This window comes from Natronomonas sp. (assembly GCF_046710025.1).
Taxonomy (GTDB): domain Archaea; phylum Halobacteriota; class Halobacteria; order Halobacteriales; family Haloarculaceae; genus Natronomonas.
In genome coordinates, this window is sequence record NZ_JBKEGK010000006.1 from 18116 (window position 1) to 29147 (window position 11032).

At 64.7% G+C, this 11032-nt stretch carries 12 protein-coding genes and 1 pseudogene; 5 read left to right on the plus strand and 8 right to left on the minus strand.

Going from position 1 to position 11032, the window contains the following annotated elements; translation table 11 throughout:
• Positions 1 to 3: 3 nt before the first annotated feature.
• From ACI944_RS00965 to ACI944_RS00975, 3 genes are all read right to left on the minus strand, one after another.
• A complete protein-coding gene (locus ACI944_RS00965; protein WP_411717195.1) occupies positions 4 to 1302 on the minus strand; it encodes an RNA-guided endonuclease InsQ/TnpB family protein in 1299 nt (432 codons plus the stop codon).
• Positions 1303 to 1308: 6 nt separating this feature from the next.
• Positions 1309 to 1713, minus strand: coding sequence for an IS200/IS605 family transposase (gene tnpA / locus ACI944_RS00970; protein ID WP_411717196.1), 405 nt, complete (start codon positions 1711 to 1713; stop codon positions 1309 to 1311).
• Between the two features lie 235 nt (positions 1714 to 1948).
• A complete protein-coding gene (locus tag ACI944_RS00975; protein ID WP_411717198.1) occupies positions 1949 to 3337 on the minus strand; it encodes a DEAD/DEAH box helicase in 1389 nt (462 codons plus the stop codon).
• Positions 3338 to 3491: 154 nt separating this feature from the next.
• Between ACI944_RS00975 and ACI944_RS00980 the strand changes: the two genes are divergently transcribed.
• From ACI944_RS00980 to dnaK, 3 genes are all read left to right on the plus strand, one after another.
• Positions 3492 to 3953 (plus strand): DUF2267 domain-containing protein, encoded by a 462-nt coding sequence (locus ACI944_RS00980; RefSeq protein WP_411717199.1) that lies wholly within the window; start codon positions 3492 to 3494, stop codon positions 3951 to 3953.
• Positions 3954 to 4011: 58 nt separating this feature from the next.
• Complete coding sequence (locus ACI944_RS00985; RefSeq protein ID WP_411717200.1) at positions 4012 to 4794, plus strand: nucleotide exchange factor GrpE; 783 nt, start codon at positions 4012 to 4014, stop codon at positions 4792 to 4794.
• 133 nt (positions 4795 to 4927) lie between these two features.
• Entirely contained in the window at positions 4928 to 6865 is a 1938-nt protein-coding gene (gene dnaK, locus ACI944_RS00990) for a molecular chaperone DnaK (protein WP_411717201.1), read from the plus strand.
• An 11-nt stretch (positions 6866 to 6876) separates the two neighbouring features.
• Here dnaK and ACI944_RS00995 read toward each other — a convergent pair whose 3' ends face one another.
• Positions 6877 to 7200, minus strand: a complete 324-nt coding sequence (locus ACI944_RS00995) for a tRNA-binding protein (RefSeq protein WP_411717202.1) — start codon at positions 7198 to 7200, stop codon at positions 6877 to 6879.
• A gap of 203 nt (positions 7201 to 7403) precedes the next feature.
• Positions 7404 to 7577, minus strand: a complete 174-nt coding sequence (locus ACI944_RS01000; protein WP_411717203.1) for a hypothetical protein — start codon at positions 7575 to 7577, stop codon at positions 7404 to 7406.
• A 172-nt stretch (positions 7578 to 7749) separates the two neighbouring features.
• Between ACI944_RS01000 and dnaJ the strand changes: the two genes are divergently transcribed.
• The gene (gene dnaJ, locus ACI944_RS01005) at positions 7750 to 8910 is read left to right on the plus strand and encodes a molecular chaperone DnaJ (protein ID WP_411717204.1); all 1161 of its coding nucleotides are present in this window, start codon (positions 7750 to 7752) and stop codon (positions 8908 to 8910) included.
• Between the two features lie 17 nt (positions 8911 to 8927).
• Here dnaJ and ACI944_RS01010 read toward each other — a convergent pair whose 3' ends face one another.
• The 3 genes from ACI944_RS01010 to ACI944_RS01020 form a co-directional block, all read right to left on the minus strand.
• Positions 8928 to 9305: a group I truncated hemoglobin gene (locus ACI944_RS01010; protein ID WP_411717205.1), complete on the minus strand. Its 378-nt coding sequence runs from the start codon at positions 9303 to 9305 to the stop codon at positions 8928 to 8930.
• 160 nt (positions 9306 to 9465) lie between these two features.
• Positions 9466 to 10464 (minus strand): signal peptide peptidase SppA, encoded by a 999-nt coding sequence (gene sppA / locus ACI944_RS01015; RefSeq protein WP_411717206.1) that lies wholly within the window; start codon positions 10462 to 10464, stop codon positions 9466 to 9468.
• A gap of 174 nt (positions 10465 to 10638) precedes the next feature.
• The gene (locus ACI944_RS01020) at positions 10639 to 10821 is read right to left on the minus strand and encodes a hypothetical protein (RefSeq protein WP_411717207.1); all 183 of its coding nucleotides are present in this window, start codon (positions 10819 to 10821) and stop codon (positions 10639 to 10641) included.
• A gap of 97 nt (positions 10822 to 10918) precedes the next feature.
• Here ACI944_RS01020 and ACI944_RS01025 point away from each other — a divergent pair.
• A pseudogene (locus tag ACI944_RS01025) lies at positions 10919 to 11032 on the plus strand (pseudouridine synthase); the annotation flags it as partial.

Sequence of the window (11032 nt, forward strand, 5' to 3'; positions counted from 1 at the left end):
ACCCTACTCGCTCACGGCTGGCGCCGTTCGCTCCTTGAGGGTAGGGCTTCCTGCTTCCACGACGCGCTTTGCAGACACAGGTGTATCCACAGGGAGCGCAGTCTCCACAGGCGTTAACGAGAGCGAAGCTCTCGTTCGCACATCAGAATCGCTCTGCGATTCTGAGGACGTTCCTTCGGAGCATCCCACTCCTACGTCTTCGAGGCCGCGAAAAAGAATGTTCCACGCCGCATTCGCGTCCCTGTCCGCCTCAAACCCGCAGGCGGGACAGGAGTGTTCACGGACCCACAACGGCTTCTCCGTCGAAACGCCGCACGACGCGCACTCCTTGGTCGTCCCTCTCGGGTTGACCGCGACGAAGTGCGTTCCCTCTCGCTCACACTTGTATTCGAGCAATGAGAGGAACGTCCGCCACGCGGCAGACGCCGTGTTGCGGCTGTTCGACGGACTTTCCATCATCCCCTTCACGTTCAGGTCTTCAACCGCTACGAGGTCGTACTCCCGAGCGTAGTACGCCGAGAGTTTGTGCAAGAAGTCGTGGCGCTTCCGTCGGAGGTCGGCGTGACACTCCGCCACGCGCCGCCGTTGCTTCTCGTAGTTGTTCGACCCGTGCTGTTTGCGCGAGAGCTTCCGTTGCTCGCGCTCCAAGCGTTCGCGCTCGTCCGAGAGGTCGAGCGATTCGACCGCCGTGCCGTCGGTGTCGTGGGCGTACTTGAGAATCCCCACGTCGATACCGACGCACTTCTCGGGGTTCTCAGGCGGTTCGGGTGGTTCACGGTCCATTTCGACGCCGAACGTGGCGAACCACTCGCCCGTCGGTTCCTTCTTGACCGTGACCTGCTTGAGTTTCGCGTCCTCGGGGATGGCGCGGTGGAGTCGTATCGGTATGTCCGCGAGTTTCGAGAGTGACAGCACAGTCTGACCGCCCTTTTTGTCGAGCTTGAAGCCAGACTGACTGTACGTGAAACTGCGGAATTCCCGTGGCGGCTTCCACTTGAGTTGGCTGACGCCGTAACCGTTCTCCTTGAGTTTGGAGAGTCCTTTGAGGTTGTCGAACAGGCGTTCCACGACGGTTTGGAGAACCTTTGAGTACACGTCCGAGAGGCCGTCCCACCACTTCTTGAGGTCGGGTAGCTCCGACCGTAGCGTGGTCATGGACGGCAGTTCACCGTGTTCGTCTTGGTACTCGTTGAGGCGATAGAGCGTGTGGTTGTACAGTTGCCTACAAATGTCTCGGTGGCGGTCCAACTCCTCACGGTGGGCGTCGGACGGCTTGAGACGGTACTTGTAGGCGTAGTACATGACTCTCTACTCGCGTTGGTTCTCGACGTACTGTTTCAGCACATCCAGTGGCACCTGCCCCGTCGAGATGAGACAGTACGAGTCGTTCCAGAACGAGTCGCCCCACAGTTCGGTCTTCAGTTCGTCCGCGTACTCGTTGCGGATACGGCGGGCGGTCGCGCCCTTGACCGTGTTGATGAACCTCACGAGGTCTGTGGTTGGTTTCGCTCGGAAGAGGATGTGTACGTGGTCGTCCTCGCCGTCGAGGTTCGTCAATTCGACACCGTAGTTGTCCGTGAACCCGCTGATGACCTCGTGAATGAATTGGGTTCGCTCCTCGGTTAGCACTCCGCGCCGATACTTCGTGGTGAGTATCAGGTGGTAGTGCAGGGAATACGTCGAGTGCGCTCCCGTGTCGAGGTCGTACTCCATTGGGTTCGGTTAATATTATGCTACCCTACTGCAAAAACGTTGCGATTGCGTGGGCCTGTGGGCCTGCCACTGAATCGTGTATGAGAACTGTGCGGCGTTGACGAGACGCGGAGCGTTTCGTCCGCGCACAAGAGCTTCGCTCTTGTGAACGCTGTATCCCCTCTCTGCTCGCGCCCTCCCTTCGGTCGGCGCTCGCTGAGGAAGGGGGCTTAGCGCCTACTTTCAGCTAAATCGTTCACCGTCGACGCCGCGAAACCCGCTCCTCGGCGGTCTCGCTCGTGACGACCTCGTACAGGATAGCCCGGCCGGCGCGGGACCGCGTCGGGTCGGCGTCCGGATCGGCGGCCCCGAGGTCTTTCGGCCGCAGCACCCGGCCGAGCCGTTGGGTGAACTCCCGCTCGGAACCGCTGCCCGAGAGCACGACAGCGACGTTCGCGTCGGGCACGTCGACGCCCTCGTCGAGGACGTTCGCGGCGACGACGCGGGAGTACGCCCCGCGGCGGAACCGATCGAGGATCTCACGGCGCTCGTCGGCCGGCGTCTCGTTCGTGATCGGCGGGATCAGAAACCGCGAGGCGAGTTCGTAGACGAGGTCGGTGTAGGCGGTGAAGACGATGATCCGATCCTCGCGGTGGCGACCGAGGATGTCGGCTAGCACCTCGACCTTCCGGTCGGCGTTCATCATTACTTTGCGGGCGCGCTGTTTGGCGAGCAGCGCCTCGCGGGCCTCGGGGTCCGATCCCGAGCGCTTGACGAGTTCCTGGTAGTCGCTGCCCGAACGGAGTTGAATCCCCGAACGCGCGAGATAGTCCGTGAACGTCCCCTGATGGGCCTCATAGGTCTCCCGTTCTTCGGCCGTCAACTCGACTTCGATCCGCTTGATATCGTAGTCGGCGAGATGTTCGCCCGCCAGGTCGTCGGCCGAACGCCGGTAGACAACAGGGCCGAGAAGCTCCTCGATCACCTCGTGAGCGCCGTCGGGGCGCTCGAACGTCGCGGTGAGGCCGAGTCGGGCGGGGGCGGCCGAGAGCCGCGCGATATCGCGGTACCCCTCGCCGCCGAGGTGGTGTACCTCGTCGAAGACGACCAAGCCGAACCGGTCGCCGATCCCGTCGGCCCGGAGGTACGCCGAGTCGTAGGTGGCGACCGTGATCGGTTCGAGGCGCTGGTCGCCGCCGCCGAGGCGGCCGATGTCGGTCGTGTCACCGAACTCTGATTCGAGTTCGCCGGCCCACTGCTCGAGCAGGTCGATCGTCGGTACGACGACGAGCGTCGGGGTGTCGAGCGCTGCGATCGCGCCGATCGCGACGACGGTTTTGCCGCTGCCGGTCGGCAACTCGATCACGCCGCGGTCGCCGGCGTCGCGCCAATTCTCGAGCGCTTCGGTCTGATACCCTCGGAGGTCGTAGGCCGTCGAGAGGGGTTCGAGGTCGAACCGATCGAAGACGCGGTCGTCAGCCCGGAGCCCTCGATCCGCGCAGATCCGGCGTAGGAAGGGGTACCGGTGGGCAGGCGCGCGGTGGGTTTTCGAACGGGGGTCGGCCTCGACGAACGACAGGCGGGCGACATCGTCGGGGGCGTCCTCGATCCGGATCGTCCCCTCGTCGTACCGAAGCGTGACCACACCGGGAGGTGGACGGTGAAACGGCTTAACTCCACGGGGCTTCGGGAACGTTGCCGTCGGTGCGAGGTTCGAACGCACTCCTTTGGATTCAGCGTGGGGGTTTATATCGTGTGATGCTCCAGTTCTGGAACGGGGACTCACTCCTGGGATATCCATGAGCACGAACTTTAGCGGATTCGTCGGTGAGGTTCAGCACCGGATCGATGCCGGGAATCAGGCGGACGCAGTCCGGACGACGCGAGCCGTTCTTACGACCCTCGGAGAGCGGGTCGTGGAAGGTGGCGCAACCGACATCGCGGGCCCACTCCCGATGGAAATAGATCGGTACCTGTTGGCCGCAGAGCACGGACACACGTACGATTACGACGCGTTCATACAGCGTGTCGTCGATCGGCTGAACTACGCCGATCTGGATCTGGAAACCGGATACGGCCGTCCATCCCAGATCGAACCGGGGGAAGCGGTTTACCGGGCGAAAGCCGTCGTTGCACTTCTCACGGAGACGGTGCCGGGTGGAAAGATAGCCCACGTCGAAGCGCAACTACCCGAGGAGTTCGACGAACTCTTCGAGTTCGCCGAAGCCGAGACGAAACCGTGGGCGGCTGACCCGGGTTAGCGACTTCTCCGTCGCGGCGTTTCTCAACCCTTATTGTCGCCGACGGGTACATTCAGACATGAGCGACGAGCAGGCGAACGCCGTCAATGCGGGCGACGACGGCGCGGAGCCGTCGGCGGACCCGGGCGGAATCGAGGGGGAACCGAACGGAGCAAACGGGGAACCGGACGACGCCTCCGGCGAGGCCGACGGACCGCCGATCGGAGCGATCACAGAGCGCGTCGACGGCGAGGCTCCCGAAGCGGTCGCCGAGGAGATTGCGACGCTCCGCGAGGAAGTCGCCGCCCTCGAACGCGAGCGAGAGGATCTTGCGTCCCGACTCAAGCGCAAGCAGGCGGAGTTCCAGAACTATAAGAAGCGACAAAAGCGGCGCCGTGAGCAGGAACAGGCCCGCGCAACCGAGGACCTCGTCACTGACTTGCTTGCAGTCCGCGACAACCTCTCTCGGGCGCTCGAACAGGATGCCGACGCGAACATCCGCGAGGGCGTCGAGGCGACGTTCCGGAGCCTCGAAGATGTCCTCGCCGGCGAAGGCGTCGAACCAATCGAACCCGATCCGGGGACCGAGACGGACCCGAAGCGCCACGAGGTGTTGCTCCGCGTCGAGAGCGACGAACCCGAAGGGACCGTAGCCGACCTCCACCGACCCGGCTACGAGATGGCCGACAAGGTACTGCGAGCGGCACAGGTGACGGTATCGGAAGGGCCCGGCGAGGACGACAGCGACGGACAGGACGATGTCGGTAGGGATGACGGTGGCGACGCCGGGGGAAGCAACGACGCTGAAGACGACGACGCTGACGGTGGCGACGGACACGCCGCAAACGGACGGGACGAATAGCGGTTCTGTTTATATCTCCCGGTCGTGGAAACAGCCGATTCGAAAAACCGCACGACGGGGCGGCCGTCAGTGGGCGTTCGATTCGTCGCGTCTAGCAACTTTTAACCGGTTCAGACCGGTAGTTACGCTCAACATGGCGAGCAACAAGATCCTCGGTATCGACCTCGGTACCACCAACTCCGCGTTCGCAGTGATGGAAGGTGGCGATCCCGAGATCATCGTCAACGGCGAGGGCGAACGGACGACGCCGTCGATCGTCGCGTTCAGCGACGACGGCGAGCGGCTCGTCGGGAAGCCGGCGAAGAATCAGGCCGTCCAGAACCCTGAGGACACGATCGCCTCGATCAAGCGCCACATGGGCGAGGACGATTACACCGTCGAGGCCGACGGCGAGGAGTACACGCCCGAGCAGATCTCGGCGATGATCCTCCAAAAGATCAAACGCGACGCCGAGGAGTACCTCGGCGACGAAGTCGAAAAGGCGGTCATCACCGTCCCGGCGTACTTCAACGATCGCCAGCGGCAGGCGACGAAGGACGCCGGCGAGATCGCGGGCTTCGAGGTCGAACGCATCGTCAACGAGCCGACGGCGGCCGCGATGGCATATGGGCTCGACGACGACTCGGATCAGACGGTCCTCGTTTACGATCTCGGAGGAGGCACCTTCGACGTCTCGATCCTCGACCTCGGCGGCGGCGTCTACGAGGTCGTCGCGACGAACGGAGACAACGACCTCGGCGGCGACGACTGGGACGAGGCGATCATCGACTACCTCGCCGACTCCTTCGCCGAGGAGCACGGGATCGACCTGCGCGAGGACCGCCAGGCCCTCCAGCGGCTGACTGAGGCCGCCGAAGAGGCCAAGATCGAACTCTCTTCGCGGAAGGAGACGACGATCAACCTCCCGTTCATCGCCGCAACGGACGAGGGGCCGCTCAACCTCGAGGAGAAGCTCTCGCGGGCGAAGTTCGAGTCGCTCACCTCGGATCTCCTCGAACGCACCGTCGCGCCGACCGAGCAAGCGCTCTCGGACGCCGGCTACTCGAAGGGTGACATCGACGAGGTGATTCTCGTCGGCGGATCGACTCGGATGCCGCAGGTCCAGGGGAAGGTCGAAGACCTCACCGGCCAAGAGCCGAAAAAGAACGTCAACCCCGACGAGGTCGTCGCGCTGGGCGCGGCGATCCAGGGCGGCGTCCTCGCGGGCGATGTCGACGACATCGTGTTGCTCGACGTGACGCCGCTCAGCCTCGGCATCGAGGTCAAGGGCGGCCTCTTCGAGCGACTCATAGACAAGAACACCACGATCCCGACGGAGGCCTCGAAGGTGTTCACGACGGCGGCACCGAACCAGACCTCGGTCAACATCCGCGTCTTCCAGGGCGAGCGTGAGATCGCCGATGAGAACGAACTGCTCGGCGCGTTCCAACTGACCGGCATTCCGCCGGCCCCGGCCGGAACGCCACAGATCGAAGTTTCCTTTGACATCGACGAAAACGGCATCGTCAACGTCTCCGCCGAGGACCAAGGCTCCGGCAACAGCGAGGATATCACCATCGAGGGCGGCGCTGGCCTCTCCGAGGAGGAGATCGAACAGATGCAAGAGGAGGCTGAGGAGCACGCCGAGGAAGACGAGAAGCGCCGCGAGCGCATCGAGGCCCGCAACGACGCCGAGTCGACGATCCAGCGCGCAGAGACCCTGCTTGAGGAGAACGAAGAGGAGATCGACGACGAAATCCGCGCCGACATCGAGGACTCGATCGAGGACCTCGAAGCCGTCGTCGAGGACGAGGAGGCCACGACCGAGGCGCTCACCGAGGCCACCGAGGCGCTCGCCGACGAGCTCCAAGAGATCGGCAAGCAGATGTACCAACAACAGGCTGCAGGGGCCGAAGGCGCCGGTGCCGGCGGTATGGGTGGCGCCGGCGGCATGGGCGGCATGGGCGGCCCCGGTGGCCCCGGCGGTATGGGTGGCGCCGGCCCAGGTGGTGCCGGTGGCCCCGACGCCGATGGCGAGGAGTTCGTCGACGCGGACTTCGAGGATGTCGACGAGGACGAAGACGAGGAGTAACTACCTCTCGATCAATACAGCGCACCCCCGGGCGGGACGTGCCGCTCCGGCGTGACGAGCACCGGGGTACCGTCCTCGCCGGGGACGCCGATCGTCAGCGCCTCGGATTCGAACCCTGCGATCCGGACCGATCCGAGATCAGTCACACAGAGGACCTGCGTCCCGACGAGTTCGTCGGGCTCATATCGATACCCCAGCTGTGCAGCCGACTGGCGCGACTCGTCGCCGAGGTCGAGCCACAGTTTCACCATCGCCGGTTTCTCGGCTGCCTCGAACGATTCGGCGTCCGTAACGTCTGCGACCCGGATCGTCGCGTCGAAGGGTGTCTCGACCATGCGCACCGTTATTGCGGGGACCACAAAAATCTCCGAGGAGCCCCGGTTGACGGGCGCTGTATATAAGCTAACGAGCCGTGGGTTCAGTTATCATATATGAAATAAAACTGACAAAACGGAGGAAAACACACGAGCAGTGTGTAACTGAATGCGTTGCCGACCCGCCGCCCTGACGGTTTCGCTCCGTCGCCGCCCCGATGGCTTCACTCCGTCTCGTCGGGATCGTCACTGCCGAGACGTTCCACGAGCCACACCAAGACCAGTATGGGAATGGCCGGCGCTAAAAGCACCATCGCACCGAGGGCGATGACGAGGTCAAGTATCTTGTTACCGGTTGAGGTTCCCTTCGGCGTAATCGGGGTGACGGTGTCGGGCATATATGAGGGTACGTTCCCGACGGTATAAATAGCGTTGCGGATTCCCGGGCGGTCGTGGGGTGTCGCGGCGACGTCGAACCTCACACCGGCGACGACGGGATGGGGACGACCGCCGTTTCGTGTCCGCGACCCGTTCTTTTCAAGTAGCTCAATCGTTTAGACACGACAACGAATGAGCGAGGACTTCTACTCGGCACTCGGTGTCTCCCGGGACGCGGACGAGGACGAGATCAAACAGGCGTATCGGAAGAAAGCCGCCGAGTACCACCCGGACGTCTCCGACGAGCCGGACGCCGAAGAGAAGTTCAAGACGGTGAAGAAGGCGAAGGAGGTACTCTTGGACGACGAGAAGCGCCAGATGTACGACCAGATGGGCCACGAGCGTTTCGTGGAGGCGGAAAAGCGCGGCGCGACCGACACCGACCGCGGCGCCGGCGGCATGGGCGGTATGGGCGGTGCTGGCGGTATGGGTGGCGCCGGCGGCATGGGCGGCATGAACGACATCTTCGAGCAGTTTTTCGGCGGTGGCGGTTCCCGCTCGCGGTCTGGTCCCCAGCAGGGCTCGGACCTCAAGACGCGGCTTCGGGTCGATCTTGAGGACGCCCACGAGGGCGTCACGAAACAGTTGACCATCACCCGTCCCGAGCGCTGTCCGAACTGCGACGGCGCTGGACATCCTCCTGACGCGGACGCGCGGACCTGTTCGGCCTGCAACGGCCAAGGTCAGCGGACGACGGTGCGGCAGACGCCGCTCGGGCGCGTCCAACAGACCGAGACCTGCCCGGAGTGCGAGGGCGAAGGGACGATTTACTCCGAGACGTGTTCGACGTGTCGCGGCGACGGGCAGGTCAGAAACGAGGCCACCCTCCAGGTCGAGGTGCCGGCTGGCATCCGAGACGGCCAAACCCTCCGGATGGAGCGGGAGGGCGCCCCCGGCGAGAACGGCGGTCCAAACGGCGACCTGCTGGTCGAAATCCGGGTCAGGGACCACGACCGCTTCGAGCGCGACGGCGACGACCTGCGGACCCGCCAGCCGATCTCGTTCACGCAGGCGGTGTTCGGCGACACCGTCGAGGTGCCGACGCTGGACGGTACTGTCGAGATGGACGTCCCGGCGGGCACCCAAAGCGGCGAGACGTTCCGGCTGCGGAACAAGGGGATGCCCCGGTTGCAGCGCCGCGGCCACGGCGACATGTACGTCCAAGTCCGGATCGTCACGCCCGAGGACCTCAACGAGGAACAGCGCGAGGCTCTGGAAGCGTTCGCCGAGGCCGGCGGCGAGGACATCGACGTCGAGCAGGGCTTCTTCGAGAAGCTGAAACAGAGCTTCTGAACGGGGTGATCGCGGCCTCAGGCCGGTCTGTCCGGTTCGGCCAGCAGGTCAGCTTCGTACTCCGCCACCGCTCCGACGACCGCGTCGGCGTCCGCCTTCGGCACGTCGAACGCCTCCAGGCTCGCCCGTAGAATGTCGATCGCCCGGTCGATGTGGGCGGGCTCAAAGGGAACGTGGAGGTGGGCCTCCCTGACGGGCGCGGCGTCATACGTTTCCGGCCCGCCAGCCGCCTCACAGAGAAAATCAGTTTGCGTCCGGCGGAGCAACGCTAGATCAGCCGACTCAAAAAACGGGCCGAGTTCGTCGTCCGCCACCAGCCGGTCGTAAAACTCGTCGACGACGGCTTCGATCCCCGCACGGCCGCCGAGGCGGTCGTACAGAATCGTCTCGGTCATGACGCGGGTTTTCGGCGGTCCGGACAAAACAGTTGTGACCGCCCCGGTGACGAGGGTCGCGACCGGCCGGGTGATTGGCCGACACACTGGGGACGAGAGGGATCAGAACGATCGGGCCGGTTGAAGACGTCGGCGTGGTCGAGACGGCCCGACGCGGCGCTTAAAACCGAAACCGGAACTCGCCGCCAGGGTCCGTGAAGCGGGCCGCGATCCCGGCGCCGAAGGCGTAGGCGACGCGTTCGGCCCCGCCGCGGAGGCGTTCGGTGACACCCGCAGAGGGCTCCAGTTCCTCGAGCTCGGCCTCGGTTTCGAGCAGCTCCTCAAGTCGCGCCTCGACGTCCTCGCGCGTCCCGATGTGGTCGACGAGCCCCATCTCGGCGGCCGTCTCGCCGAGAAAGACCTTGGCCTCGGTTTCGCGGAGCGACTCGGCGTCCGTGTCCCGCCCCTCGGCGACGGTCTCGACAAACTGGTCGTAGTAGTCGTCGATGATCCCCTGGAGGTACTCGCGTTCGTCCTCCTCGAGTTCGCTGAATGGGACGCCCGCCTCCTTGTACTCGCCGGCGGCCAACTGCTCGTACTCCAAGCCGGCCTTCTCAAGCAACTCGGCAGCTGTAACCCGAGATCCTCGAACGCCGATGGAGCCGACGACGCTCCCCTCACGCGCCCAGAGTTCGTCACAGCCGCTCGCGATCCAGTAGCCACCGCTGGCACAGACGTCCGTCGCGTACGCGACCGTCGGGCCATCGAACGCCTTCGCCGCGAGCCGGATGTCGTCGCTCGGGACGACCGCGCCACCGGGGGTGTTGAGCTTGAGCACGAGCGCCTCGGCGTCGTCGTCGTCGTCGGCGGTCTCGATCAGATCGACGACGTCGTCGGCGCCTGGCGACCCGGGTGAGGGGAGCGGGCCGCCGCCCCCGGCGTCGCGGGTGATCGGTCCCTCGACGGCGACCTCGGCAGCGTTGTACGTCGGGAAGACACTTCGTCCGATCGCGCCGCCGACACGGAGTGCCCCGACGGCGGCGGCGAGGACGAGCAAGACGCCGACCAGTTCGGCCCCGCTCGTCGGCAGTTCGACGAACAGCGTCCAGCCGGCGACGGCCGCGACCGCGGCGACGACGAGAGCGATACCTAGCCGACCGGCGGCGTCGAGTCCACGCATTGTCCGTCCGAAGGGCTCGAAGGCTGTTAAGTGTGTGAGAACCGGCCGAACGGTGCGATCAAAAGCCGACGACCCTTGGATCAGGGGCGAGCGGCTGAGGGGCTGAGAACCCAACGGAGTGAGACCCCAGCAACGGGATTCTCAGCCAACGATACAAAATCGAGTCCGGAAATCCTACACACCCGCGCCGACCTCAGAGAGGCCGACAAGCAGCGCACCGGCGGCGATAGCGAGCGCCGCGACGGCGGAGGTGGGACCGGGAAGCGGGGTGTTGAGGATGCCTACCGCGAAGATGAGGACGCTACCCACGGCGAGCGCGATCGCACCGAGGACGAGTTTCCGCGTGTCGGTTGCCATACTCACAGATCGACAGTTGACTTATATAAAACCTGTGAAACGATCGCGGGAGATGGCCGGACGAAAGGCGTATTCGGTCCCATCACCACCGGCAAGTATGGCAAGCGACATCGACGCGCTCCGGACGGTCGCCGACTACCAGTTCGGGGCCGGCGCTGGGGCGGCGCTCTTCGAGGGCGACGTCGTCGTCCAGCGGACGGGGTCGGGCCGT

What these genes read in the sequence shown, in the direction of transcription:
- dnaK (WP_411717201.1), top strand. Translation starts at nt 4,928, where the DNA reads ATGGCGAGCAACAAGATCCTCGGTATCGACCTCGGTACCACCAACTCC.
- sppA (WP_411717206.1), bottom strand. Translation starts at nt 10,464, where the DNA reads ATGCGTGGACTCGACGCCGCCGGTCGGCTAGGTATCGCTCTCGTCGTC.
- ACI944_RS00995 (WP_411717202.1), bottom strand. Translation starts at nt 7,200, where the DNA reads ATGGTCGAGACACCCTTCGACGCGACGATCCGGGTCGCAGACGTTACG.
- ACI944_RS00980 (WP_411717199.1), top strand. Translation starts at nt 3,492, where the DNA reads ATGAGCACGAACTTTAGCGGATTCGTCGGTGAGGTTCAGCACCGGATC.
- ACI944_RS01010 (WP_411717205.1), bottom strand. Translation starts at nt 9,305, where the DNA reads ATGACCGAGACGATTCTGTACGACCGCCTCGGCGGCCGTGCGGGGATC.
- ACI944_RS01000 (WP_411717203.1), bottom strand. Translation starts at nt 7,577, where the DNA reads ATGCCCGACACCGTCACCCCGATTACGCCGAAGGGAACCTCAACCGGT.
- tnpA (WP_411717196.1), bottom strand. Translation starts at nt 1,713, where the DNA reads ATGGAGTACGACCTCGACACGGGAGCGCACTCGACGTATTCCCTGCAC.
- ACI944_RS00985 (WP_411717200.1), top strand. Translation starts at nt 4,012, where the DNA reads ATGAGCGACGAGCAGGCGAACGCCGTCAATGCGGGCGACGACGGCGCG.
- dnaJ (WP_411717204.1), top strand. Translation starts at nt 7,750, where the DNA reads ATGAGCGAGGACTTCTACTCGGCACTCGGTGTCTCCCGGGACGCGGAC.
- ACI944_RS00965 (WP_411717195.1), bottom strand. Translation starts at nt 1,302, where the DNA reads ATGTACTACGCCTACAAGTACCGTCTCAAGCCGTCCGACGCCCACCGT.
- ACI944_RS01020 (WP_411717207.1), bottom strand. Translation starts at nt 10,821, where the DNA reads ATGGCAACCGACACGCGGAAACTCGTCCTCGGTGCGATCGCGCTCGCC.